The sequence below is a fragment of the Acidobacteriota bacterium genome (genome assembly GCA_016703965.1).
In the GTDB taxonomy this organism is placed as follows: Bacteria; Acidobacteriota; Blastocatellia; order Pyrinomonadales; family Pyrinomonadaceae; genus OLB17.
Genome location: JADJBB010000025.1, coordinates 646,869 through 673,670 on the forward strand (window position 1 = coordinate 646,869; position 26,802 = coordinate 673,670).

The 26,802-nt window shown below is 52.0% G+C and carries 21 protein-coding genes, 1 other RNA gene and 2 pseudogenes; 7 read left to right on the forward strand and 17 right to left on the reverse strand.

Annotation, left to right across the window (positions count from 1 at the left end; genetic code table 11):
* Window positions 1-745: 745 nt before the first annotated feature.
* Complete coding sequence (locus IPG22_20435) at window positions 746-1,291, forward strand: phage integrase SAM-like domain-containing protein (GenBank protein ID MBK6590651.1); 546 nt, start codon at window positions 746-748, stop codon at window positions 1,289-1,291.
* Window positions 1,292-1,346: 55 nt separating this feature from the next.
* Entirely contained in the window at window positions 1,347-1,880 is a 534-nt protein-coding gene (locus IPG22_20440) for a site-specific integrase (GenBank protein ID MBK6590652.1), read from the forward strand.
* A gap of 233 nt (window positions 1,881-2,113) precedes the next feature.
* Here the strand turns inward: IPG22_20440 and IPG22_20445 are convergent, their stop codons facing one another.
* Window positions 2,114-2,410, reverse strand: coding sequence for a hypothetical protein (locus IPG22_20445; protein MBK6590653.1), 297 nt, complete (start codon window positions 2,408-2,410; stop codon window positions 2,114-2,116).
* Between the two features lie 158 nt (window positions 2,411-2,568).
* Here IPG22_20445 and IPG22_20450 point away from each other — a divergent pair.
* From IPG22_20450 to IPG22_20465, 4 genes and pseudogenes are all read left to right on the forward strand, one after another.
* Window positions 2,569-3,092, forward strand: a pseudogene (locus IPG22_20450) (sigma-70 family RNA polymerase sigma factor).
* A 277-nt stretch (window positions 3,093-3,369) separates the two neighbouring features.
* Entirely contained in the window at window positions 3,370-4,677 is a 1,308-nt protein-coding gene (locus tag IPG22_20455) for a serine/threonine-protein kinase (protein MBK6590654.1), read from the forward strand.
* Window positions 4,655-5,629, forward strand: coding sequence for a PD40 domain-containing protein (locus IPG22_20460; protein ID MBK6590655.1), 975 nt, complete (start codon window positions 4,655-4,657; stop codon window positions 5,627-5,629). The genes IPG22_20455 and IPG22_20460 overlap by 23 nt, the downstream gene beginning before the upstream one ends.
* Before the next feature lie 74 nt (window positions 5,630-5,703).
* A complete protein-coding gene (locus IPG22_20465) occupies window positions 5,704-6,132 on the forward strand; it encodes a hypothetical protein (protein ID MBK6590656.1) in 429 nt (142 codons plus the stop codon).
* 579 nt (window positions 6,133-6,711) lie between these two features.
* On the opposite strand, the gene IPG22_20470 is transcribed toward IPG22_20465, so the two are convergent.
* The 10 genes and pseudogenes from IPG22_20470 to IPG22_20515 all read right to left on the reverse strand — a co-directional run bounded on the left by IPG22_20470 (window position 6,712) and on the right by IPG22_20515 (window position 21,185).
* A complete protein-coding gene (locus IPG22_20470; protein ID MBK6590657.1) occupies window positions 6,712-6,954 on the reverse strand; it encodes a carboxypeptidase regulatory-like domain-containing protein in 243 nt (80 codons plus the stop codon).
* A 139-nt stretch (window positions 6,955-7,093) separates the two neighbouring features.
* On the reverse strand, window positions 7,094-7,468 hold the full coding sequence (locus IPG22_20475) for a hypothetical protein (protein MBK6590658.1): 375 nt from the start codon (window positions 7,466-7,468) through the stop codon (window positions 7,094-7,096).
* A gap of 20 nt (window positions 7,469-7,488) precedes the next feature.
* Entirely contained in the window at window positions 7,489-8,127 is a 639-nt protein-coding gene (locus IPG22_20480; GenBank protein MBK6590659.1) for a hypothetical protein, read from the reverse strand.
* Between the two features lie 20 nt (window positions 8,128-8,147).
* Entirely contained in the window at window positions 8,148-12,680 is a 4,533-nt protein-coding gene (locus IPG22_20485) for an Ig-like domain repeat protein (protein MBK6590660.1), read from the reverse strand.
* Between the two features lie 395 nt (window positions 12,681-13,075).
* Window positions 13,076-13,999 (reverse strand): zinc ribbon domain-containing protein, encoded by a 924-nt coding sequence (locus tag IPG22_20490; GenBank protein MBK6590661.1) that lies wholly within the window; start codon window positions 13,997-13,999, stop codon window positions 13,076-13,078.
* A 100-nt stretch (window positions 14,000-14,099) separates the two neighbouring features.
* Window positions 14,100-15,980, reverse strand: a complete 1,881-nt coding sequence (locus IPG22_20495) for a beta-galactosidase (GenBank protein ID MBK6590662.1) — start codon at window positions 15,978-15,980, stop codon at window positions 14,100-14,102.
* Complete coding sequence (locus tag IPG22_20500; protein ID MBK6590663.1) at window positions 15,980-17,032, reverse strand: 2-oxoacid:ferredoxin oxidoreductase subunit beta; 1,053 nt, start codon at window positions 17,030-17,032, stop codon at window positions 15,980-15,982. Before IPG22_20500 ends, IPG22_20495 begins: the two co-directional genes overlap by 1 nt.
* Window positions 17,029-18,942: a 2-oxoacid:acceptor oxidoreductase subunit alpha gene (locus IPG22_20505; GenBank protein ID MBK6590664.1), complete on the reverse strand. Its 1,914-nt coding sequence runs from the start codon at window positions 18,940-18,942 to the stop codon at window positions 17,029-17,031. Before IPG22_20505 ends, IPG22_20500 begins: the two co-directional genes overlap by 4 nt.
* Window positions 18,943-18,949: 7 nt before the next feature.
* A pseudogene (locus IPG22_20510) lies at window positions 18,950-19,307 on the reverse strand (DUF2200 domain-containing protein).
* 33 nt (window positions 19,308-19,340) lie between these two features.
* Entirely contained in the window at window positions 19,341-21,185 is a 1,845-nt protein-coding gene (locus IPG22_20515) for an FAD-dependent oxidoreductase (GenBank protein MBK6590665.1), read from the reverse strand.
* A 177-nt stretch (window positions 21,186-21,362) separates the two neighbouring features.
* On the opposite strand from IPG22_20515, the gene IPG22_20520 reads away from it, so the two are divergent.
* On the forward strand, window positions 21,363-22,253 hold the full coding sequence (locus IPG22_20520; protein MBK6590666.1) for a prepilin peptidase: 891 nt from the start codon (window positions 21,363-21,365) through the stop codon (window positions 22,251-22,253).
* Window positions 22,254-22,294: 41 nt separating this feature from the next.
* On the opposite strand, the gene IPG22_20525 is transcribed toward IPG22_20520, so the two are convergent.
* The 6 genes from IPG22_20525 to ptsP all read right to left on the reverse strand — a co-directional run bounded on the left by IPG22_20525 (window position 22,295) and on the right by ptsP (window position 26,789).
* On the reverse strand, window positions 22,295-22,582 hold the full coding sequence (locus IPG22_20525) for a hypothetical protein (GenBank protein MBK6590667.1): 288 nt from the start codon (window positions 22,580-22,582) through the stop codon (window positions 22,295-22,297).
* On the reverse strand, window positions 22,579-23,310 hold the full coding sequence (locus IPG22_20530) for a tetratricopeptide repeat protein (protein MBK6590668.1): 732 nt from the start codon (window positions 23,308-23,310) through the stop codon (window positions 22,579-22,581). The genes IPG22_20525 and IPG22_20530 overlap by 4 nt, the downstream gene beginning before the upstream one ends.
* A gap of 85 nt (window positions 23,311-23,395) precedes the next feature.
* Window positions 23,396-23,665, reverse strand: a complete 270-nt coding sequence (locus IPG22_20535; GenBank protein ID MBK6590669.1) for a hypothetical protein — start codon at window positions 23,663-23,665, stop codon at window positions 23,396-23,398.
* Window positions 23,666-23,717: 52 nt separating this feature from the next.
* Window positions 23,718-24,146, reverse strand: an RNA gene (gene rnpB / locus IPG22_20540) — RNase P RNA component class A.
* Window positions 24,147-24,210: 64 nt separating this feature from the next.
* Window positions 24,211-25,059: a polysaccharide biosynthesis/export family protein gene (locus IPG22_20545; GenBank protein MBK6590670.1), complete on the reverse strand. Its 849-nt coding sequence runs from the start codon at window positions 25,057-25,059 to the stop codon at window positions 24,211-24,213.
* A 311-nt stretch (window positions 25,060-25,370) separates the two neighbouring features.
* Window positions 25,371-26,789: a phosphoenolpyruvate--protein phosphotransferase gene (gene ptsP, locus IPG22_20550; GenBank protein MBK6590671.1), complete on the reverse strand. Its 1,419-nt coding sequence runs from the start codon at window positions 26,787-26,789 to the stop codon at window positions 25,371-25,373.
* Between the last annotated feature and the right edge of the window lie 13 nt (window positions 26,790-26,802).

Here is a 26,802-nt window from a genome sequence, read left to right on the forward strand (position 1 = left end):
GCTGGATAGGTCAAACAAAAAAAATATCAGGGTTTAATATGCACCGGAAGGTGCAAGTTACTAAGGTAATCGCCATTATGGGGAGACAAAATAAGAATCTGGGACGAGAAGAGATCGAACCGATTATCTCGCGTCAATCTCCTTCCAAGGTCTGATAGCGAACTTGTCAGATTCAGGGAGATGATGGAACCGTTACTGGAAAGCTTTGATTCATTCATGGCCTCTCTCTACGCACCGGGTGATAACGATTTCACCGATCCGTTTGCTACTTCAGATCCACTTCAGCAAGAGAAACATGAATGGACGGTCGCAGAGTTCGAAACCAGGGGTTAAAAAAGAAATCGACAGTAAATATTGGGCACTTGGAAAGTATATTGGTCCGGTTCCCGTGGCCGCGATGAATGAAGCAATCAGATGCCTTCAGTTAGATCGTGATTCGTTGCTCGCTCTTATCGCTTCGGCATCATTTATGAAACGCGGAAGGTATATGCCTGCATTAGTGACTCGTTCGTCATTTGTCACGGTCAATGCCGATTTCACTATCAGAGAATATAAACCCAGTTTGTTGTCAGTGATCCTCGACAAGCGGATCAAGATTGACCGGCTTGGCGTTTGCCCCATCTGCAAGAAAATATTTTGGCAGACGATACTCCGGGAGAAGGCTCGACAAACCGAAACGTGTGGAAATCAAAAAATGCGTCACAGGAAAGCAGGTTAAACAGACGAGTAAGAAGGAGATTAGATAATGGCACTTTACAAACGAGCAAACACAAAGAACTATTGGACGAAATTCTACTTCGACGGCAAGCTGATTCAGCAATCAACAAAATGTTCCAACTTGAAGGCAGCGGGTGAGTTCGAGGCGTCACTTCGTCACCAACTAAATTTCCGCCGCATCGATCTGGACGCCCCCAAGGAAGTTGAGGAACCTAAGTTCCCTGTCTTTTCTGAGGTTGTAGCGGAATTCCTTGCATCGCCCAACTCGAAGCGGAAGGAAAGTACACGCCGCCGCTATGAAACAGCCAGTTGGGCTTTAATAGAGCATTTTGGACCAATGAGGATCGATAAGATCACCCGCGAAGATGTTGAAAGGTTTATTGCATGGCGAACGGCGCAAAAGAAGAAAGCTCCCGCCCTTAAGTTGAAAAAGAATTCCAAGGCGAAGACTACCGCGTCGATCAAACCCGCCACCATCAACCGCGAACTTGGCTTGTTAAGGGCCATCTTCAATAGGAAGATCGAAGTCGATCAAATGGTTCTAGTTAATCCGACGAAGAAGTTATTCCCTTAAAGAGAACAACCAACAAAACCGGGTTGTATCGGTACAGGAGTTTCGACGCTATCTCATGGCCGCCAGCCAGCCCCTGAAGGACATAGCGGTCATTATGTACAACTTAGGCATGCGTCCGTCTGAGGTCGTGGCTCTACGCAAGGAAAACATCGATTGGCAGTCGAACAAGATTCGAATTTTCGAAGGCAAGACAGACGCCGCAAAACGATCTCTTGATATGCCTGTCGATGTCGCCAGAATCCTAAGGCTCCGATACGACAAAACAGAGAATGGTTTACTTTTTGGCGGCGGAAAGAAAGGTAAGAGTGACACGCCTATACTTAAGGTGACAAACGCTCACAATGCGGCGGTGACGCGGTCCGGTGTCGAAAAATTCAAGCTATACGATCTGAGGCATACATTCGCATCCGACTACGTTGCATCCGGTAACGATTTGGTAAGTCTTGCGGCGGTCCTAGGCCATTCGAAACTTGATATGGTGTATCGATATGCTCACGCTACCGAACAGCATCAGAAGAACTCACTTCGCAATCTTAATAGCTATCGAGGCGGCATAACGGACGAATTGGCAAAGCGTAAGACGGCCTGAGAGCAACACGTCACATTTAGAAAAGAGCGGGTAGCGTTAAGCACGCCCCGCTTTTCTTTTCGTCTGATTTCGCCATAGATCGCCTGTATCTAATAATGTAGCTAATTCACGCTAATTCTGAGTAACACTGAGAGAAAGCAGATTCACGAAACCTAGCAAATATCGGCGTAAATCACTCCGTAACATTTAGTGTTACTACGGTTTTTGGAACTGCAAAACCTTTATTCATCGGTTCAATTCCGATCGCCGCCTCCAATTTTTAGATGAAAAAGAGCGACCTGGTCTGGTCGCTCTTTTTGATTGTCCTTGAAGATCTGTGAGATTACAACTTGATCTGTGGAAGATAGGATGGTGGGAGAAAGGGAGCCTGTGCTCTGCCGCCCGGTATTATAATAGGCGACAACATTCGCCTGCCCTATTGCAAGACTTCCCCTTAATATGTAAACGCGATATTTGTTTTCATTTTGGCTCATTTTTTTTTCGTGAAAGCCAAATGATCCATTTTTCTCAATCCCGCGACCCTCATGCATCTAATAACGATTTAGTAAGTGCTATAATCTTGGGAAATTGGTTGACGGTGATTTAGCTTGCCGTTAGCCTTGTTAAGAATCAGCCAGCAGAAGGATCGGCTAAATATGATAGGTTCGCGATTTCAACAACCTACACAAGTGAGTGAGCTGCTGATCGCCTGGAAAGAGGGGATGATCGGGCTTTCGACCGCCTTGTACCGATCATCTACGATGAGCTTCGGAAGCGAGCTCATTACCATCTTCGCTACGAGCGATCTAACCATACTCTGCAGACCACCGCCCTCGTTCACGAGACCTACTTAAAACTCGCGTTACAGCGTGAAAAACACCTGGAAAATCGCGGACAGTTTTTTTGGCTAGCGTCGGAAATGATGCGGCGGATCCTCGTTGATTATGCGCGGGGCCGAGACAGGGAAAAAGAGGCGGGGATGCCGAGACCGTTTCCCTCGAAGAAACCTTTCAGATAGCAGTAGAGAATTCAGAGGTGGACCTGGTACTGCTTGATGAATGTCTCAAGAAGCTTGCCGAAATGGATCCCCAGCAGGCAAAGATAGTCGAATTGAGGTATTTTGGGGGATGCAGCCTCGTCGAGACCGCTGAGGTACTCAATATATCAATGGCCACCGTTAAGAGAGATTGGACGGTTGCAAAGGCCTGGCTTAAATATAGTTTATCGCTCTGATATGGGTAGGCTTGACTGGCAAAAAAGTTAAGGGAATAGTTTACGAAGCTCTTAGCATGCCAGCATGAGCGGGCGAAGTTCCTTGACGAGGAATGCATACTTGATAGTTCACTCCGCTCTGAGGTTGAAGTCTTGTTGGATTCATATGAGAGCGGCTTCCTTGAAGCGTCCTTGCTAGAGGATCGACCATCTATATCTGAGCCCACCCCTTCCCCTGTTTGCCCCAGGCTACACGTTCAGTCATTACGAGATCATTGAACTTCTCGGCCGAGGAGGAATGGGCGAGGTTTATCTAGCTAACGACACATCCCTCAACCGGCTAATAGCAATTAAGATAATTCATAGCGATTCTGGTCTTGCGGACCGGGCTTCAGCACGGCTTCTCAGCGAAGCCCGAGCTGTAGCTAAGGTCGAACATGCAGGTATCTGCTCCGTTTACGAAGTAGGAGAGACTGACGGGCACCCGTTTATCGCGATGCAGTATGTGGTGGGCGAGACGCTCGACGCTCTTATATTCAAAGACAGTGTAAGCACCGTTGATGCGATCGAGTATGCTCAGCAGATCGCCGCCGCTCTTGCGAAAGCGCACTCATATGGCCTCGTTCACCGGGACGTAAAACCGGCAAATGTGATCGTTGGTGCGGAAAAGCAAATAAAGGTTCTAGATTTCGGCTTGGCCGAAGATGTAAGTCCGGATTCCGATTCGTTAGGTACCGTTGACCATGGCTTGATCGCCGGCACGATCGCCTATATGTCGCCGGAACATCTGCGTGGTGAAGAGGTCGGATTCCAAACCGATATCTGGGGGTTCGGCGTTCTCTTTTATCAAATGCTGACCGGAAAAATGCCTTTTGCCGGAAGCAGCCGGGCTGAGCTTATTGACAAGATCCTGAATCAAGATCCCGACGAGGTAAAGGGGCTTGATACCGATAACCTGGAGGCGATCAACCTCATATTAAGGCGAGCTCTTGAGAAAGACATTCAGCGTCGGTACAAATCGATGTCCGATGTTGTCTCAGATCTCTCTAAACTTCCGGAAACGTCGACACAAAAATCTAATAGCGGATTCACAGCCTCCTCGGTGAGAGCAACCCACAGGTTTCGAAATTACATGATCGCGGCAGGCGTCATGGCAGTCATCGCGACGATCTCAGTTACGCTTTTCTTTAATGCTCGAACACAAGGAACCGAACTCTTTAAGGATAATTCCGGTGACGGCTTTAAGATGTCGAGCCTCTATAGCATTAAGAGGAAGGTTGGCGGAGCGATCACAGACCTAAGCTTTTCGCCCGATGGGGCGCGGCTTGCTTTTGCCCTGTCAGAGGTAGGAACAACCTCGATCTACGTCCAATCTGTGCATGATGAAGCTCCGGTCCGGTTAACTACAGGAGGATCTGACTATTCGCCCGTTTGGTCGCCGGACGGATCGCGCATCGGTTTTATATCGACAAAAGGAACCAAGACCGAGCTTTGCTGGGTTCCCGCCGGAGGCGGCGATGTCGAATCGATAGCGGCATTCCCGGCAAAGACACGGGCTCCACAGTTACGGAAATGGAGCAGCGATGGTGGAGAGGATCTACTTTGACGACGGCTTTGGTCCGAAGACGATCGATCTCCGATCCGGAGCAGTGACCGTACTAGATCTTAGTGGTATCGAAGGGCGGGTAACTCGCGGATTTTCTATTTCACGTGATGAGTTAGCGATGATCGTTGCGACAACTAACAACGGGGAGGAGCATCTCTGGTACAAGACGATCGGAGCAAGCCAAGCACGCCTGCTGCCAGAAGAAACTCGCCGCAACGGAACACCCGACTTTTTCCTCGAGGGTGACGGCTATGCATATAGTGCTGCCGACAATGGCAGATTTCAGATCTACGTGAGAAATCTGGATGGACGTACGCCAAGACAGATAACTTTTAGTAATTTTAGTGCGTCAAATCCGGTAGTGTCGGCCAGCGGTGAGCAGATCGCGTTCATCTCAAACATCGATCAGGCGAACATTGTCCGGACAGATGTGAAAACGGCCGCACACACCCCGCTTACTGGAAAAGTAAACATGCAGCTAATGCCCAAGGTTTCACCAGACGGAAAGTATTTGGCCTATCAGTCAATTAGCGAGTCGATTGAATTTCTATCCGCCAAACTGCAGATCGATAAGATCACTGATGCCGGGTTGATACCGTTTTTAAGTATAGCCAGTCCCGGGTGCTGCTTAGATTGGTCTCCAAACGGAGAATCCGTTGCTTTTGTTAAGCGTACAGGAAGCGATTTCAACATCTTCAAGTTCGACCTGCAAGATAGCTCCGAAACGCAGTTAAGCTCAGGCGGAGTTATACCACCAAATCTTTCAATAACACCTTTTGGAGTGAATACTTCACCGTTTGCATGGGCGACAGACGGCCAGCGAATCGCGTACGCAGTTCGACGGTCGGGAACCGAATCAATTTTTATATCGAGCACAACTCGACAGAAACCGAGATACTCACCAACAACGGTGGAGGCGAGAAGAAATACGTGTCGTCACCAAAATGGCTGAGGCGGTCCGAGAGTATTGCTTTTCTTGAGGCCTCGGATGCGAATACCCCTTCCGGAAAAGGACAAACGCGAATTATGGTCGCAACGGCCGGCAAAGTGGCGCAGTTAGCTGCTTTTGAACAGGATGTCGTACTACTCGATTGGTCCAAGAACGGCGACGGGATCTATGCAGCGGTTGGCCTTAGCTCCGGATTTGAACTCGTGTTCGTACCGATCGATCCCGCAGTATCTAAAATTAGGAGTTTAACCGCTCTTCGCGATGCAAAGGCCCTTGGGCTCTTGATGTCGCCTGACCAAGGCTCGATCGCTTACTCCGTACTTCGCAATCAGGTCGAGAACCTCTGCGTTCTAGACCTGTCGACGACCAAGGAACGTTGCCTAACATCTAACGATGATTCCACGAACTTCTTTTCCGGAACTACTTGGACCCCGGATTCGAAGAGTTTGATATATAGTAGACAGACTGGCGGTATGGAGATCTCGCTTATTTCCCGAAGTAACTAGGAGGCAATTATGACTGATAAAGAACTTGACCAGCGACGCGCGGGCTTCATTTCTGCACTCAACCTTTTAGCGGCTAGTGGGGATCCCGCGTTAGTCGCCCAGATATCTGCGGTCCTCAGATCACATGGGGCGGACCTATATAAAGAGATCGAAACCCCGCAAGCTGGACATTCCCTGGATCTGTCGGAAGCTAATCCCTGTCCCCCGGGATACTATTGGGACCCTATACAGCAGCTCTGCGTCCCTAATGAAAACGATGGCGAAAATAACTAGCTGGTCTGACGGGGCAATTGAAACTTGACATTTCTCCGTTTTGGTAAAATCATTAGAGTTAGATTTAGTTTTGGAGCCCTAGACCGCCCGGTCAGAGTTCCAAAAAATGGAACGGGTTGGAACTTTGCGGAGTGGGAGACGCAGAGGAAAAACCCGTTCCGCCTTTTCAAAGATTTTCTATTGGTTCTAAGTATCAATTCCGATCGCCTCATAAAGCAAAGAAAGCGACCCTGAATGGGCCGCTTTTTTTGCTTTTATGAAGACCGGGTCTGCGGCCGGTCTTCAGTCGGTTAGAGGAAACGCTTCTTATTCATTTCCAATGAAGTCAACGTCGGTCAGGCTGTCGGTCAGATCTACGACGCGAGGGTTGAAACGGTATCGTTTTGCGGATACGCCGACGATGTAGGTTCTGCCCGATTCGACGTCATCGAAACGGTAGAAACCGAACGAACCGGTCGTCGTAGTTCTGCGATAGCCCTGCTGGTCTGTCATCACGACCGTTGCGTTTCTTAGTCCCTGGCCGCCGGCAGTTGTGACGCGTCCGCTCATGGTTACTCCAGCCGCGGTTGAACCGATCTGAACGTAACCCGTCTGATACCTAGTCGGCAGCAGACGTCCAATGGTACTCGAAACGCTTCTAACCGTCGTGCTGTCTTCGAACGAAACCGGATAGAGTCCGATCTGAGCGTCAGCAGCTACGTTGAACCGAACCGTCAGGATCTGACGAGCTCCCGGCGTGTGCAGTGACCGAATCCAGCAGGATGCCGATCTTGCCCAAACCGAGCTCCTTGGTGTTGGTTCCTAGATGCGTTCCCTGCGAAACTCCGCCACCGACCATAACGACCGGATTGCTGAGAACCGACTGATCAAAGTGGATGGTAAAGCTCTCGGATGCCTCGTCGCCCTGAGCGACCATTTCGAACTGAACCGTCACAACTTCGCCGGGACGGGTTCCCACATTTACCGCGCGGATCACACGCGGATCGTCCGGCATTACAGGCGGCGTCGGAGCTACATCAGGAACAACCGGCCCCGCAGCCGAAGTATCCGGCAGCAATCCCATGCTGTACAGCCGCACGACCGTCACATCTGAAGAATCGATCGCCCCATCGCCATAAGTGCCCGACGAGGATCGCGTGGAGCCGTGTCGCCACGCTGGAACTGCATCGCATTGATGTCAGCCTGTGAGTTCTTAAGAGCGAATTCACGGACAGAGTCGAGGTCGTTGCCGTGAACGCCGTCCCCACCGAGGGTTGCTCCGGCCGCGTCAACCACGTCGCCTTCGCCACCCATTCCTGATGGAGTTGGAGTTGGCGAACCGGTTGGTGTCGGGTTTGGCGTCGGAGTTGCGACTGGCGTTGGCGTAACTGCGGGAGTGGGCGTTACACCGGGTGTCGGCGTCGCATTTGGCGTCGGCGTCGGGACGATGACGGGACCGCCAACCGCGAGGAAATCAGCATTCAGCACGTTATCCAGCACATTCGTGTAGCTACGATCAGCTGGAACGTACGTGTAGCCAAGTCCTGATGGCGTGACTGTGAAGTTGCCTCCGGAAATGGTCGTGCTAAATGAGTAGTTGCCATTAGCATCTGTTATAGTTTCGCCGGTCGGCGAGCCGGTGATCCGGACAGTGACACCCGGAAGATTTATGTTCGGAGCCGGAGATGCCTGAAGTTTTACGTTTCCTGCGATCAGAATTACCACGGTGTGGAAAACGCCCATCGAATTGCTGCTTAAAGTTATTATCGCCTTGGTATGTGGCGACAACAGCCTTTATGCCGGGACTCGTTGAGACCAGGCTGCACGTTCCGGCGGCGACTGGTGCGGTGCAGGTTGCACCACTGCCGTCCGAAACGACCACGTTGCCGGTCAGGGGTGCCGGTGATCGGTGATTCAGGAACCGATGTCCAATTAACATCAAATCCCTGCCCGACCCGGCTGCTGCCCGCAGCGATCGCTGCAGCATTTGTAATGGTCGTAATGGTTGGAGCTTTGTTCACGGTGAGAGTTCCGTTGACAAAGGCGAAGCTGTAATTCGCCGCCGCCAGATTTCCGCTGCCAACAACTATATCGTACGTGCCGACAGGGCTCGTCTGAACGGCCGCCGTTGTCAGGCTCGGTGTTCCCGTCGTTCCAGACGTTGGAAGACTTTCGCCATTTACGAAGCCGCTATAGCTACCGCTGAATGCCGGATTTGGCGAACCAAAAACACGGCTCGCATTGTTAGCAGTAATCGTAAGCACGGCCTTGTCTATCGTCAGTTGACCATTTATGAAGTTAAAGCTGTAGTTGCCCGAATTGAGGGTCCCAAGTGAGGCTGTGATCGTGTAAGGTCCGCCATTGACGGAGCTGCTTGACGTTGCCGTGGTTGTCAGCAGAGGACTTCCGGTCAGGTCACTTGTTCCCTGATTCTGGCCGAGCACGAAGCCCGCGATCGTTGCGGTGAAAGGTGGATTCGCCGCGCCGTAGGTTCTCAATTTGTTGTCGGCCGTTACCGTCAGAGCCTTCTTGTTAACCGTCACGTATCCGCCTGCGTAGTTGAAGTTGTAATTTGCGGAAACTGCCCCCGAACAAGTCGCCGGATACTGTGAACCAGACACAGGTGAGCCCTGTGCGTAGGTCGTCGAGCAGGTTGGCGGGGTTATGTTTACGATCGTTTCACCCAGTGCAAAACCCGTTATGGTCGATGTGATCGATGGTGCCGCATCGCCATACGTGACCGTATGGCTCGAAGCCGTAACATTCAGCGTAGCTTTACCGATGGTCTGAGTTGTTGCTCCGTTACTCGGGTTGTAGTTCGAGTTACCGCTGTATTGGGCTGAGATCGATTTGTTAACTCCCGCCGCGAGAGTATTCGAACTGCACGTTGCCGCCCCAAGTGGCGTCACCGGTACGTCCTGACATCCAACGATCGGCGTTGCTCCATCAAAGAAGCTCACCGTTCCCTGCGGTGTTCCGCCACCAGGAGCGACGGCGGTGATCGTTGCCGTTGCCGTTAAGGTCTGGCCGTAAACGGGCGGGTTGATGAGAGTTGCGACATATGTTGCGGTATTGGTTTTGGTGACGGTAACCGCGCCGTTAACGTACACGAAAGCATAGTTGGGGGATACGCCGCCCGAACACGTTGTCGAGCTAAGCGGATCGGCTACTCCGGTTCCGTATAAATAGGTCGTCGAGCACGTCGGTCTGGTCACAAGGCTTGCGGCATTCTGCCCGAGCACGAAGCCGGCGTAAGACGGTGTGATCGTTGGAACCAAGCTGCCGTAGAACACGGTATGGCTTGATGCCGTGACCGTAAGCGTTGCTTTACCAACGGTTACGGAACCGTTCGTATAGGAGAACGAGTAATTACTGGAAACACCGCCGACGCAGGCCGTTGGATATGGCGAGTTGGCAGCAGTTGAACCAGCGGCATAGGTCGTGGAACAGGTCGGTGCAGTCGAAAGATTTGCTGGTCCCTGAGAGAGGACGAATCCGCTGTAGCTCGGCGTAACGGTTGGAGCAGCGTCACCAAAAGTGACGGTGTGGCTCGATGCCGTGACGGTCAAAATTGCCTTATCTACGGCTACGGTTCCGCCAGTGTAGGTGAATGAGTAATTGTCCGAAACGCCGCCGCCACAGCTTGATGTATATGGCGAGTTAGCAGCAGTTGAACCAGCGGTGTAGGTCGTGGAACACGTCGGGGCGGTAGCGAGATTAGCCGGTCCCTGAGAGAGGACGAACCCGCTATAAGCTGGCGTTACATTCGGAGCAGCGTCGCCGAATGTGACGGCGTGGCTCGAGGCGGTGACCGTCAACATTGCTTTATCAACGGCTACCGTGCCGCCGGTGTAGGAGAATGAGTAATTATCCGAAACGCCGCCGCCGCAGCTTGATGAATACGGCGAGTTAGCAGCAGTTGAACCCGCGGTGTAGGTCGTGGAACACGTCGGGGCAGTCGTAAGATTCGCCGGTCCCTGGGAGAGAACGAATCCGCTATAACTTGGCGTAACGGTTGGAGCAGCGTCACCGAATGTGACAGTGTGGCTCGAGGCTGTCACGGTAAGTGCCGCCTTGTTTACCGTTACTGTTCCGTTTGTTGGCGCAAAATCGTAGTTGCCCGACACGCCACCGGAACAACTGGTCGAATAAGGTGAACCAGCAGCCGAGGAACTCTGGGTATAAGAAGTCGTGCAGCTTGGCTGCGCCGTAAGGTCTCCTGGCCCCTGGCTGAGGACAAATCCTGTATACGAGGGAGTTACGGCGGGAACCGCGTCACCGTAAGTTACTGTATGGCTCGACGCCGTCACGCCGAGAGTCGCCTTGTTCACGTTCTGAGTGACATTGCCTGATCCGCCATTGAAGCTTCCGTTGCCACTGTAGACCACGGAAATATTGTGGAATCCACCGGTGAGATTCGCAGTTGAACACTGCGCCTGGCCGGAGCCATTCAAAGGAAGATTCTGACAGCCAGGGATCGGTGTTGCTCCGTCGAAAAAGCTAACGGTTCCGCCGGGTGTTCCGACGCCTGGAGGATCGACCGTGACGGTAGCGGTAAAGGTTACCGACTGGCCATAGGTCGACGTTGGCAGTGAACTAACGACCGATGTCGTTGAATCGGCATTGTCGACCTGATGTGTGGTTGAACCGGAGCTGGAATTGAAATTCGCGTTGCCGTTATACGAAGCTCCAATGTTGTGAGCTCCGACGGCCATTGCTGAGGTGGTGAGCTGGGCAATTCCACTGCCACTTACAGCTACAGGGCTGCCGAAATTGCTGCCGTCGATCGCAAATTGGACCGTGCCGGAAGGGACATCGGATCCCGGCGCAGCGGCTGAGATATTTGCAGTTAAGGTTACAGTTTGTCCAAAATCCGAAGGGTTGGGCGAGGTTGAAACAACGGTAGCTGAGTTAGCTTTGTTTACGGTCTGCCCGCCGGCTAGCGACCCACTACTTGGATTGAATCCCGGATTACCGCCGTAGCTTACGCCGACTGGATGATTGCCAACCGATAGCGATGAAGTTGTAAATGAGGCCGTACCGCCGCTTAGAGCAACGGGCGATCCGACAGGTGAGCCGTCTATCGAGAATTGAACCGTACCGGTCGGTGTGTTAGACCCGGATGTCGGTGCAACGGTTGCGGTGAATGTAACACTTTGACCGCTGACCGATGGATTTACCGATGAGCCAACCGTTGTAGACGTTCCAACCGAAGTAACGGTGGTCAATACCGTCTGCCCGCCAACCGTTGGAAAGCCTGGGGCGGCGATAGAGTATGCACCGTGTGCGATCTGGAATCCCGTTGAAGCCGTCACGGTTCCGTTGACCGTGAATGATCCCGAACCGCCGGCCGGCACGTTGGTGAAATTACACGTCACCGTTCCGCCGCTAAGACTGCAATTTGGATCCGTAACTGACGTGAATGTGACGCCCGTTGGCTGCGTGGCTGTTACCGTCGGGTCGATCGAGCCGGCTGATCCGTTTTTGTAATTGTATGTGTATGTGATCGTCGAACCTTGATCGGCTCCTGACGGGCCGGTTGCTCTGACCGTCGGGCCGGCGATTTCGTTATCGGTGATCTCATCGACGTAAACATAGCCCGGATGTCCGCCGAGCGAGCAGCCTGATGCCGAGACTTCGATGCGAATATTATCACCTGAGTTTACGGGGTGTACCGGTGACGAGGTCAGGTCGATCACCTGCCAATTTAAATATTTCCAGAATTCGCCTCCGCCGAATGCTGCTCCATCCTGCCAGTTCTTACCCGGCTCATTTACATACGACGCAAAATCATAAAGCACGTCGTTGCCATTTGAAACGTTTATCGCCCGCACTCTGAAATACGGCTTCTGATCGTCCGTGTGGCCGCTTGCTGGATTAACCATGACCGCCGCATATGCGAACTTTGTATGGTTAAGACTATCGGCTGGATCGATGTAGGCCGAAACATTCTGAGTGATCATGTTACCGTTCCTGCTGTAGCCACCACTGCTATACGACTGCTCATTGTTTACCCGGGCTGAATAATGTCCGTATGCAGGATACCTAAGAGCGTTGTTAGAACGGCTGTCGGACAGACTAAGCGGAGCCACAGCAGGGCCGCCTACGATGGCGCTTAGATCGGCACCACCGCCACCGAGAGCGGAACTGTACCCGTTGTTGACGTAGGCCGTTTTTGTCCAGGAACCAAAGGTCCCATTTTCGAAGTCACCGTTGACAACGAGGGCTGAGACCCCAGTGGCAATTATCAATGCGCCGATAAGCGCTATTACAAAAAGCGAAGTGAAACGTTTCATTTGTGGTTATTCTTCTCCAAAAAGGGGTTATGGGTGGAACAAGAGAGCGGTAGGGGGGAAACCCGGTGAAAAACCGGTTATCTCGAATGATGGATGGATCGAGGATTCGAAGGACAGCGAAGGTCTAGATCGATAGCCTAGGGAGCTAAAGGCAGGCGTGGACGCCCACGTAAAGGTTACGCGATTTTAGAAAGGCTTGTCAATAAATGTGTACAAAAAGACTTAACACTAAAAAGAGCGGGCGATTCTCAGGCACATGACTGAGTACTCACCCAATAACTTATCGGTCAAAATCGTTCGAACATTAACCGGTTCGATCAACAACCTGAGCCCCCGATCAAGCCGACACAAGAGGGGCTTTTGACGAAGAGGACACGATATCTAAAAGCCTATGATCATTCTTGCCGGTCAAGATCGGAAAGAGTTACACGTTTTCGCTGAACTTCGGCGAATTCGATCGGCCGCGTTCGATTCGGCGACGGTTCTAGAAGCGACGTTGTCCCCTCAATTACCGACGGAGGTTCTGGAAGATAGGAATCGACGCTGGCTGGAAAATTTAGAACAGCTCCCGGCTGGATCGTTTCGGAAGATCTTGGCTTTCTCTTGAGTGAGCGGCTCATTCGGTTCCATCCGAACCCGATAAAGATCATATTCAGCACGGACAATCCAAGCGCGATCAATATGAAAGTCCAAATGCCCTTATTCAAGACAGCTTGGGTTGCAATAACGGAGAGCACGCTGATAGCGAGGGCAATGGTTGTCGCAGCCATAACGATCTCACTGGTAACGACCGACGTGTAGCCAGCTCTGATCTCTGCTGCCATATTAAGCATTTCAAGCTCAGTGCTCTCGACCGTCATCGGCGTACCGCATTTTCGGCAAAATCTCGAATCGTCAGTACTTTCTGTTCCGCAGGTCGGACAGATCTTCTCGACCTTTCGGACCGTTGCTAGGGACGAGATCGCCTCGGCTTCCCTCGTCAGAATATCCTTTTCCCCCTTTGAGAGAGAAGGATGCTTAACAACGTAGTCGAAGGTAACGCGGGTGGCGTGATCACCGGCCGCCTTTAATTTGATCACGAGGGTTCTCGGGTAATCGAGAACGTCTGCAGAGCTGTGGAAAGTTCCCCAACCCGATGCTCCGCGGCGACCCCGAACGGTGAGATCCTCATCGTCCAGCAGATCGTAGCCGAGACGTTCAAGTGCGGAAATGATACGGGTACGGACACTAGCTACATCGCCGACAAGGACTTTACGCAGATAGTGCTCCGTGGTGTGGTATGGGTTAGAGTCTCCCGCTAAGACCATAATATCTGCCATCAGTTTTCTCCATTTAGGTTCAAATTCTGAGAAACCTATACGACATTGATTAGAACGTAGTTGCAATGTGTTTCAGAATTTAGAATTTTGTAACATTTGGTTAATAATTGGCAAAAATAAGATCCTTAACGCCGCGTAGGGATGTACTTTTAGGCGTTCCAACATCCAGGACAACAACCTGGTTATTCCCTTTCTTTAGCCAAGTCCCAGGAACGAATAGAGTCTGCTGCGGCCCTATCTTCCAGAATCTGCCGAGATGATGGCCATTGACCCAGACGTGGCCCTTTTCCCATGTGGACATATCGAGAAAGGTATCGCCGACAGATGACAAATCGAGTGAGCCGCGATAGAAGACCGTATTAGCCTCCGGCTGCTTTTTAAAGCGAAGCGGGGAAAGATCAGCCATCGGCAGCCGGAAAACATCCCAGCCGCTCAGCTCTTGATCGCCCAACTTGACCTTACCCATAATTCCCTTTCGATCATCGATAAGCCGCGGGCCAAAATTAATGCGTCCCATGTTTTCGACGAGAACATCGAGCGGCTTGCCAGCGGCGATATCTATCTCAAGGGAATTTTGTTTTAGTCTTCGGTCGAGAGCCCCCAATCGTTTGTCCCCCTGAGATACAACGGCATAATCGCGTATCTCGCCGAATGAAAGCTTTCCTTTTGCTGCCGCACCGATCTTTTTGCGATACAGCAAAAAGCCATACGCCTGATCGAGCGATTCCATTGTCGGCGGCTCGTCAGCCTTCACCGATTTCTTTAACAAACTATCTAGAGTTGCGTACTCCTTCAGTTCGAAAGCCGGGATCTCGATCATCGGCTGTGCCGGTGGAAGCGGAGGAAACTTCTCATTCGGAAAATGCTTTTGGATAACATCGCGAAGGGCAAAAAATTTGGCATTCGGCCGTCCGGCTTCGTCTAGCGGCGAACCGTAATCGTAGCTCGATGTGTCCGGCTGGATCGGCATATCGCGGCTGGAATTTGCACCGGCCATGAAGCCCCAAGTCGTTCCGCCGTGGAACATATAGACGTTGAAAGACGTGTTGTTGCTGAGCATCCACTCGATTCCCTCGGCGGGAACTTCGTGCTGAACGCGCTTTTCGTTTCCACCCCACGGCGGCAGCGGATGATGCGTCTCGCCCCAATGGTCGAACCAGCCGACCCAATATTCACCGACCATTCGAGGGCGATCGGGCCAGCGTTTGTCGAATTCCTTGAATTGATCGGCGACATTGTCGCCCGCACCGAAATTGATGACGGCGAGGTCGTTGGGCAGCGTTCCGCCGTCAAGATTCTTAGCTCCCGGGCCGTCTGACGTGAAGAGAGTTACGTCGAAACCCGCGGTCGTTATCTGGTCACGGACGGCACTCATGTAAGCATGATTTGCCGCGAACGATCCATATTCGTTCTCAACCTGAGCCATAATTATGTTTCCGCCGCGTGTGATCTGTAGAGGTGCAAGCTGTTTGCCCACCTGCTGCATGTATTTCGCTGATGCAGCGAGAAAAACCGGGTCGGTTCCTCTAACCTTGATATCAGGATTTTTCAGAAGCCACGACGGAAATCCGCCGAAATCCCATTCCGTACAAATATACGGCCCGGGGCGCACGATCACATATAGCCCTTCTTCACCTGCTTCGCGGACGAACTCAGCAACGTCGAGATTGCCGGTAAAATCGAATTTTCCAGGCACCGGCTCATGCAAATTCCAAAAGACGTAGGTCGTGATCGTGTTCAAACCCATTGCGCGAGCTTTCTTAAACCGATCACGCCAATAAGCCCGCGGTACACGCGGATAATGCATCTCGCCCGAGCGGATCGTGAACGGTTTGCCGTTGAGCAGAAACGAATTTCCCTTCCATCCGAATGTTTCCCTGGGCTGCGGTAGAGCGGTGATCGAAACTGCAAATATGAAAAAGAGGACGCCCCATTTTGATCGGAGCGTCCTCGTGATGTTGGATAAGCTGTGAATATTCATTATCTGAGCGAGCGGTTTATTGTGCCGAGTGCCTCGTTTCCGGGACACAGAAGTGACTGCGGTAGAGCATTCAGCGGCTGTTCCGATGTGTTGATCATTTCGTGAAGTTCGGTCGAGTCAGGGTCAATGTAGAGCAGTCCCGTCAGGATCTCTCCCGTGTGTTTTGCTTTCTGAACTGCATTGACCGACGATAGGCGATCAAAGGGATCCCAATCTTTGGCGAGTTTATGCAGTCGGATCGATGTGCCATCGTGCATGACCAGATCATTCACCGAGCCGGAATCGTAATTCGTCGTGATCTCGTGCATCATTGGCACAAAATCCATCGTTCCGGTTACTTCGACATGCTCGCGAACGTAATCATAGGATTTCGTCGAACCAACGTTGTTGTTAAAGGTCACGCAGGGCGATATGACATTCAGAAATGCAAATCCTTTGTGTTTCATCGCCGCTTTCATGAGCGGAATAAGCTGATCTTTGTCGCCTGAGAAGCTCTGAGCAACAAACGTGGCCCCAAGCTCGATCGCGAGGCTTGCGAGATCGATGGCTTCGAACAGGTTCACACTTCCCGCTTTGCTTTTCGAGCCAGCGTCAGCAGTCGCACTGTCCTGGCCTTTGGTCAGGCCGTAGCAGCCGTTGTTCATCACGAGGTAAACCATGTTCAGGTTTCGTCTGACGACGTGAACGAACTGTCCCATGCCGATCGAAGCCGTATCGCCGTCGCCCGAGACCCCGAAATATATCAGGTCGCGGTTCGCGAGATTCGCACCCGTGGCCACGCTCGGCATTCGGCCGTGGACGGAATTGAACCCGTGCGAATTGCTTAAGAAATAAGCCGGCGATTTCGACGAACACCCGATTCCCGAAAGCTTTGCGACCTTATGCGGCTCGATGTTCATTTCCCAACAAGCCTGAACGATCGCGGCGTTGATGGAATCATGCCCGCAACCGGCACAAAGCGTCGACAGCGAACCCTCGTAGTAATCGACGGTGTAACCGAGTTCATTCTTGGGCAACGCCGGATGTCGAAATGTTGGTCTGATGTAGGTCATCTATTTAAATTCTCTTTTATCTTTCTGTAGATGTAATCTGCGGTAACAGGCGTTCCGTCGTAGTTTAAAACGGAGACAAGCCTCGAGGCATCGACTCCCAGTTCTATCATCATTAGACTGCGAAATTGGGCGTCTCGATTTTGCTCGATCACGTAAATGCGATGGTGTGCCGCAACAAATTGGCGAAAGCTCTTGCTGAATGGAAAAGCCCGCGGCCGCATCGCGTCCAGGTGGATTCCCTCTTCGTTGAGCATTTCGATAGCTTCTTCTGCCGAGAAAATGGACGTTCCAAAGAATATCACTCCGTCTTTCGAACGATTCGCTTCCTGATAAAAATGCGGCTGCGGGACCAGTTCTTTGGCTGTGTCCCATTTTTTTGCCAACCGATCGACGTTGCGGCGGTAGGCATCGCCGTCTTCGGTATAGACACCGTATTCATCTCGGGACGAGCCGCGGGTGACGAAAGCTCCTTTTGTCGCGTGTGTACCGGCGATCGTGCGATAAGGTATGCCGTCGTCGTCGATGTCGAGGTAGCGGCCGAATTTGCCGCGGAACTGCTGCAGCGGTTCACCAGCGGTCTGGTCGCTTCCGTCGTCACCGGGTAGATCCGCGTGATGGCCGCTGCCGCGGCTTTCGTAAGCGTCTGCCATTGATCCGTAAATGCTGTTAAGTTGCTCGGACGTCAATACTTTGCCGCGGTCGTACCGGCGGCTGTCGTCCCAAACTAACTGATCGGTGACGTGATCATTCATACCAAGGTCAAGGTCCGTCATGACGATCACGGGCGTTTGCAGGCGTTCGGCAAGGTCAAATGCGTCAGCCGTCATTTCAAAGCACTCTTTCGGCGTTGCCGGAAAGAGCAAAGGGTGCTTGGTATCGCCGTGCGAAGCATAAGCTGCTAGCAAAACATCAGACTGTTGCGTCCGCGTCGGCATGCCGGTCGAAGGGCCCGTTCGCTGCACATCGATAAGTACAGTGGGAACCTCAGCGAAATAGCCAAGACCGAGAAATTCGTTCATCAGCGAAAGTCCCGGCCCACTCGTGGCAGTGAATGCCCTTGCGCCGTTCCAGGACGCTCCCATCACCATTCCGATCGCCGCGAGTTCGTCTTCGGCCTGGACGATGGCATAGTTGTTCTTGCCGGTCTCGGGATCGACGCGGTATTTCGCGGCGTATTTTGTAAATGCATCAACGACCGATGTTGAAGGCGTGATCGGATACCAGGCGGCAACGGTTGCTCCGGCATAGATCGCACCTAGTGCACAGGCAGAATTGCCGCCGTACAGGATCTTATCGCCAAGCAGATCGCGACGTTCGATACGGAGCGGGAGCGGATAATCGAAATTATTCTTAACGTAATCGACACCGATGTTGAGGGCTATGATATTCGGTTCGATCAGCTTTTCCTTTCCCTTGAATTGGTCGCCGATCAGGCCTTCCAACACGGAAAACTCGATATTGAATAACGTCGCCAGAGCGCCGATGTAGACGATGTTCTTAAACAGCTGCCGCTGCCGGGCATCACTATATTGGGCGTTACAAAGCTCCGTCATTGGGATGCCGAGCAGTGTGATGTCATCGCGGTCATAGCCCGGCGGCAAGGGCTTCGAGCTGTCGTAAACAAAATAACCGCCGGCCTTAACATCGGCGTAGTCCTTCTTCATCGACTGCGGATTGACGGCAACCATCAGGTCCACGCCTTCGCGGCGGCCGAGATAGCCTTTTTCGCTTATACGCACCTCGTACCAAGTCGGCAGTCCCTGAATATTGGACGGGAAAATATTCTTCGGCGTTACCGGAACGCCCATGCGAAACACCGCCTTGGTGAACAAAGCATTAGCCGACGCTGAGCCGGTGCCATTGACGTTCGCAAAGCGAACCACAAAATCGTTTATTTTAGTTTCCTGCATTCGTTGTCTACCCAGCACTTCGCAAGATCTTTTCCATTTTCCTGCCCTTGGCCAGTTCGTCTATAAGTTTGTCCAGGTACCGTATCTTTTGCATCACCGGGTCCTCGATATCCTCGACGCGGTAACCGCAGATCACGCCTTTGATCAGATGAGCGTTCGGGTGAAATTTCGGAGCTTCTGCAAAAAAGGTTTGCAGATCCACTCGGTCTTCGATCACCTTTTCGAGGCCTTTCTGGCTGTATCCGGTCAGCCAACGGATCACCTCATCAAGTTCCTCTTTAGTTCGCCCCTTTCGTCTCCGTCTTTTTCAAATAATGCGGATAGACGCTGGCGAAGATAAGTGCGTATACTCTCTCCGGTTTCATCTTGCTTCGTTGAAGATCGCCTTTAATTTCAGATCATGCCAAGGCATTCCCATTCCTGGTTATCTGCACCATATTCCCGATCACTGTCGGGCCGTACTTAACCTCTCCTGCCTTGGTGACGTTGTACCAGAAAGCCTGCATATCCCACGCCGCAGTCGGGCAGCGCTCGGCGCAAAGACCGCAGTGGAGGCAGACGTCTTCGTCTTTTACCATAACGCGTCCGGTCTTAAGTCCGTTGGCAACATATAAAGATTGCTTAAAGTTAAGTGCTGGAACCTTAAGTTTTTCGCGAAGTTCCGGTTCCTCGTCATTCCCAGTGAACGTAATGCAGCTAGTCGGGCAAATATCCACACAAGCATCACACTCAATGCACTTCGGGGCCGAGAAAACCGTCTGGACATCGCAATTAAGGCAGCGTTCAGCCTCCTTGTAACCCGCGAGCGGGTCGAATCCTAGTTCGACCTCTTTCTTACGATCTCGCAGAGTCAGATCCTTCGGAGCCTGAGGTACGACGTAACGCTGATCATTCTCGACCGTGCTGTCATATGCCCATTCGTGGATGCCCATCTTCATCGAGTGGAGATTGACGAACGGCGAAAGTCGCTCGGTTTTCACGTCTTTGCTATTGCAGAAAAGGTCGATCGAAACCGCCGCCTGATGGCCGTGAGCGACGGCCGTGATGACGTTCTCGGGGCCGAACGCAGCGTCGCCGCCGAAGAAGACTTTTGGATGCGTTGATTGGAATGTTGTTTTATCGACGACCGGCATTTCCCACTTATCGAATTCAACGCCAAGGCCGCGTTCGATCCAAGGGAAGCTGTTTTCCTGTCCCACCGCGATCAGAACGTCGTCTGCGGGATAGAAAACATCAGGTTCGCCTGTCGGTATGAGCGAGCGTTTGCCGTTCTCGTCGTATTTGGCCTCGACTTTCTCGAACGTCATTCCGCCTAGCTTGCCGTTTTCGATCACGAAACTCTTGGGAACATGGTTGTCAATGATCGGAATGTCCTCGTGCATCGCGTCTTCTTTTTCCCAGGGCGATGCCTTCATGGATGCGAAGGGCGAGCGGACGATGACTTTTACATCCTCACCACCTAAACGGCGAGCCGTACGACAGCAGTCCATTGCAGTGTTTCCGCCGCCGAGGACGATAACCCGTTTTTCGATCTTGTCGGTGTGTTCGAATGCAACGCTTCCGAGCCAGTTGATACCGATGTGAATGTTCGCATCGCCCTCCTGCCGTCCGGGAAGATCGGGCAGATCGCGGCCTCGCGGAGCTCCGGTACCGACGAAAACCGCGTCGTAATCTTTCTCCAGTACGCCTTTCAGACTGTCAACGTAATGTTCAAAATGGGTGTGAATGCCGAGCCGCAAAATATAATTGACCTCATCGTTCAGAACGTGTTCCGGCAGACGAAACGCCGGTATCTGCGAACGCATAAATCCGCCGCCGAGCTTTTGTTCGTCGAAAAGGTGTATCTCATAACCCAGCGGAGCCAGATCGCGTGCGACCGTCAATGACGCAGGCCCGCCGCCGATCAGAGCGACCTTCTTGCCATTCGAAGGAAACGGCCCTTGCGGCATATAAGGGATAACGTCATCGCGATTATCGGCAGCGACGCGCTTCAGGCGGCAGATCGCGACGGGTTCCTGTTCGAGGCGTCCGCGGCGGCATGCCGGTTCGCATGGGCGGTCGCAGGTGCGTCCCAAAACGCCGGGAAATACGTTCGAATCCCAGTTGATCATGTACGCCTCGGTGTAACGTCCCTCGGCGATCAGCCTGATATATTCCGGCACCGGCGTGTGCGCGGGGCAGGCATACTGGCAATCAACAACCTTATGAAAATACTCGGGGTCTTTTACGTCAGTAGGTTCCAATTGGCTACGTCCTTTAGGTATATGTGTTTACGAAGAGATCTAACAACAAAATAATAAAGGATGTTCGCTCTCTTTGCTAGCAAACTGCTTGATAAAGAACATCTTTTCTTTTTTCCGCGAAATCTCTATTATTAAAGAGGCGTCACTTTTCGACTTGCCCCTCGAAACCTAACCCTCATGCAAACACTTTTCTTAGCTTCACTCGAAGCAGCACTCGGCGTACCTGAGGTCTTTGGGTACATCTTCATTTTCGTTTTAGGAGCGTGCATCGGCAGCTTCATGAATGTCGTCGTTTATCGAGTCCCAAACGAACTCTCCTTACTCACAAGCTCTGCATGCCCGAATTGTAAAAACGGAATCAAGTTTTATCACAATGTACCGATCTTCGGCTGGCTGATGCTGGGCGGAAAGTGTTCTAGCTGCAAAGAGCCGATCGCATGGCGGTATCCGGCGGTTGAATTGCTGACGGCCATGGTATTTATGCTGACGTATTGGCAGATCGGCTTCACCGTTTTTCTGCCTGTGGCCCTCGTGTTCGTTTCGACGATGATCGCACTGCTCTTCATTGACGCCGAACACATGATCCTGCCAAATGTGATCACGTATCCGCTTTTCGTGGCGGTTTTGATCGTGCGGATAATTTATCCGATCGTCTTATCGGGCTATACGTTCTCGGATATGGCGTATTCGCCGATCAACCAACTTGCGGGTTATCCGGGCTGGGCGGTTAGTTTAGCAGGAGGTTTATTTGGTGCGTTAGTTGGCGGCGGATCGCTATGGCTGGTTGGGGCGATCTGGAAGGCACTGCGGGGAGTAGACGCGATGGGTTTGGGCGATGTGAAGATGATGTTCGGCGTCGGGGCTTTGCTCGGCTGGCGCGTGACGATACTGACTATCTTTCTCGGCGCGTTTTCAGGAGCGCTGATCGGCATCGCGCTGGTTCTTAAAAGCAAAGACCGCGACCTGCAGACGCAGCTTCCCTTTGGTATATTTCTTGGGATCGGTTCGATCGTCGGGCTCTTGTTTGGTGAGAGAATGATCGTTTGGTACTTGTCGACCTTTTCTTAGTTTTGTTGATGAGCCCTTGTTTATGCGTGGGCATTTGCAGATTAGGCGTGACTTCTCGACCTTACGCATTCGTCTGAGCAGAAGAACAGATCGCCAACCTTCCGAGCTTTGTTCTGAGGCACCCAGACCCCGCATTTAGAACAGTTTACGAGAGGAATTCCCTTTTCGGGATTCTGTTGTATCTGCCTTGGCCCCGCGGTCATTTCGCTTTTCGCATCTTTTAGCATACGGGCGAAACCGATCACGCCGCTGATCTGTTTTCGATAGCGAAAAGCGGTCCAGGCGAGCAGCACAAGGGCGACAAGGATTATAAATAGTGCTTCCCTCATTTTGCCGTTCCGCCGGCGGAAGAGATCATCGCAGTCAACTCAGTCAGGGCGGAACTACTAGGATTGATAGCTTTTAGCTTAGCGAAAGCGGCTTCTGCCTGAGGAACCTTTTTCTGTTTTGCATATACCTGAACCAGGAACTGAAGCGATCTCTCATGTTTAGGGTTGCCCTTTGAAACACGTTCCAACTCGGCAGCAGCCTTATCCAGATCCGGCGGTTCTTGTACGAAATACGAAATACCAAGATCTGTACTCACATCAGGTTCGCCGGGCCGAACAGCGAGCGCTTTTGCGTAGATATCTCTGGCTCTTTGAAAGCTCGCAACGTCCTTTTTGAAGAAGCCGATGTCAAAATGAGCATTACCCAAAGCGACGAGAATGTCAAAATCGTCCTTCTTCAAGGAATCCGCGCGTTCCAGTATGCGGACGGCATCGCCAAGCAGTTCAGGATTTTGCTTCATTGCCGCGTAGCGGTAAAGCGAAATGCCGAGATCGCGTTGGAACGAAAGGTTGCCAGGGCTTTGATCAGCCTCGGCGATCTTGGCTTTGATCTCGGCGTCGGTAAGTTCGGTTTCCGGCGAAGCCGTGGTAGCGCCGGAATTCGCGGCTGGAGCCGTGCTGGTTGTCGTCGTCCCGGCAGAGCGATTTATGGAATTTGCGAGCCAAAATCCGGCAACAAAACCGCCGATGGCGGCAACTATCACAAAGGCGAGTGTGTTCTTATGCATCTATCAACGATGTTACCAGACAAGCGAAGCGCAAAAAAAGTGCCGCAACAGATAGCGGCACTTTTGATAGCTGGCAAACAAGATCCTACTTTTTGTCCGAAACCGGCGGAATGTACGGAAGATCATCGGCACGGCGTCGGATCGGCGGGTCGGTCGCCCGGCGTCGCGGGATCTCGTTTGAATTTCGTCGATCTACACTTCCGGGCGGCAGTCCTTTACCATGAACGGCTTCGACCAGAATACGCGTGATCTCCTGCGAGAGGGTGCGATGTTCGCCGGCGGCCCGCCTTCTTAACGACTCCTTTAGTTCGTTTGGTACATACGCACCGATAAACACACCTTTACGGTTCGCCATAAAAATAACTTCTCCTAAGTTTTATTGAAAAAAAAGCTGCCGAGTTACCAAGTAATGAAACGCGTCTATAAGCCGAATCTTGTCTCCCGCTTTCGCGGGCTGTGATCATTCATCTAGGCCGTGCGTTACCGCATGGCTCGAGCGGCCTACCCGGAAACGCCGCCTTTCGGCACCCAAGCGAGCAGCTCGGTCTCGTTTCCCTATTTGGCCTTGCACCGCGAGGAGTTTACCTGGCCGCATCTGTTACCAAACACGCCGGTGAGCTCTTACCTCACCCTTTCACCCATTACCCTTGCGGGCTGGTTTACTCTCTGTTGCACTTGTCGTCCCAATTCTTGCTTCTTCCTCATTACTCCAACCTCGAAAAGCTGGCGAGGATTCCTCGCTCGATCTGGTCCCGGACGTTATCCGGCTCGCTGCTCTATGGTGTTCGGACTTTCCTCTCTTTGCTTACGCAAACAGCGACCACCCGACGCGTTTCACTATCAAGGCCTCTTAAGCATAACAAAATTTGTTGAACAATCAAATATCTTGTTACAAGAAACCTAATTCTTTATCTCGATTACGTCGCCAGGGGCGAGGAACGGATCCATTGATCTGCCTTCCCTGATCGATCGCAAGTTGTGTTCTAGAACCGTGAACATACCCCTCTCGTTCTTTCGCCGGATCACGGCTTTCTTAGGGTCGCCCTTAGTTCCACCAGATACGATCACTGCCTGATATAGGGTTAATCCATTCGTGAGGTCCTTCTGTCCGCCCGAAATTACTTCGCCGCTGATAAAAAATGACCCGGCTGCGGTTGCTGAACCGGAATCACCCGTGAATTCGACCGTGTTTCCCGGAAAGATAAGGATCTCGTCTGTTTTCGGATCTTTTAGATCATATATCTCGTGCTTAAGCTGATCGCCCCGAATTATGGATACCTTAGTGGCCTTCGGCTTGACGACGGCTTCTGCTCTGATCGCGAACAACGGCATCGCTTCTCGCTGAAGGTTCTTTTCACCGGCGTTTTCTACCAATCCGGAAACGGTGATCTTGTGGCTTCCGTATTGACGGACTTTAACCTCGATCTGAGGCTCGGTAAAAATCTTGATACCGCTTGCGATGATCTCTTCCGCGACCTCGGTAGTTTGGTCCGCCACGACGACCACATCGCCTGCCAGCGGGTAGTCGATCGTTCCGTCAGAACGTACGGTAAAATATCCCGATCCCTGCGTTGAATTTTTCAAGCTCACAAAGAGCACATCGCCGATACCGATCTTATAGACTTCTGTTGGGGGCAGTGTACGGATCTCTGCTGTTTTTGCAATCTTGAACGTTGTTTGCGCAATTGTTGGCCTGACGTCTGCATTCGGACGATTGGCGTCCGGAACCTGCGAGGCCGATCTTTGCATTACGAAAGAAACTTCACCGGATCCAACATTATTTTTTGTAGATGTCGGAATTTCGATCTGCTTTGTTTTGGAGTTTGGGCTTGGTGAGTACGGATTATTCCTGCTTCGGCCGTCGGACTGAGCAGAAAGACTACCTGCCGTCATCGCGATTGCGAAAAGGATGCACAAACCAATGGAAATTAGTGACTTTCGTTCTATCAATGTCATTTTGGCACTCCGATCTTGTCTATTCGTTGTCGCCATTTGCGGGCATGCAGCTAGCAACGCATAAGTAAACGGATAAAAGCACCAAAATTCTATTTTTTTAGGTTCTAACGATGTTTAGCATCCAGAAGGCCTTGGGGAAATAGATCGGCCCAATGCTGAGTGTAGAACGAGCGAAGAATCCCCTCGGTTTCTTCCGAGGTTTCGCAGTGCGCTATTTTCGCAGCAAGCTCCGTTGCTCGATCTACTGTAATACCTGAGATGAGATGGCGTATCTGCTTGATAGAATTGACGTTCATGCTTAGTTCCCTTGCTCCGAGGCCGATCAGAACAGGAACGTAAAACGGCGACCCAGCCATCTCCCCGCAAACAAGGACCTGCTTTCCGGCTTCCTCACCCGCATTTATAACTTCACGGATAGAGCGTAAAACCGCCGGGTGTAGGGTCTGGTACCATTCGGCGACCGATTCATTATCGCGGTCGATCGCGAGCAGGTACTGAACTAGATCGTTGGTTCCGAGCGCAATGAAATCAACTTTTCGAGCTATTTCCCTTGACGTCATAACACCCGAAGGAACTTCGATCATCGCACCGACCCTCGGTGTACCGAATGGAATACCGTGGTCAATTAGCCGGCCGCGTTCTTCGTCGATCAGATTTTGTGCCGCCACAACCTCGGATACGCCCGACACCATCGGGAGCAAAATATCGATCTTAGTGTTTAGCGACGCTTGCAAGATAGCCCTTATCTGAGCACGGAAATGTACCTTCTCATGAAGGCTCAGGCGGATCGAACGCAGGCCAAGCGATGGATTTACCTCAGTCCTGGAGACGTTGCCGGATAATTGGTCAATACCGATGTCAAATGTTCGGATACGAACGCCATCTTCCCCGGCAACCTCGGCCATCTGGCGATACGCGGTAAGTTGCTGAGCTTCTGAGGGGATCTGTCCGGGCTGTGAGATGAGAGATTCAGACCTAAAAAGTCCGATGCCCTCGGCACCGCTGCGGCGCGCTAGCGGATAGGCTTCCGGAATATCAACATTTGCCCGGACCGCGATCCTTTGGCCATCCATTGTCTCGGAGGTTGAAACAACATCAAACTCGGAGCCACCGGCACTTGTGGATACACCCATAGAGGCATATTCATTGACCGTCGATTTACTCGGAGCGAAAATGACTAATCCGTTTTCACCGTCTACGATCGCGTCGCACCCCTCGGCGAATGAACCTGAGACCGCCTGGACGCCTGAAACCATCGGGATTATCAACTCCCGAGCGAGGATCGATGTGTGAGAGGTCCAGCCGCCGCGTTCGGTAATTATTCCCGCCGGGCCGCATTTTTTGAGCTCGATCATCACCGACGGCCGCAATTCGCGGGCAGCAACTATTGCCCCCGAATATTTATTCTCCAAGGTAGGAACAAGGCCTTGCAGTGCCGCTTCCAGTCTATTGCAAACGTCGGCGATATCGAGGTGCTTTTCCCGGAGGTGCGGATCGGCAACGGTTGACTGTCTGCCGACCAATTCTTCGGCGACA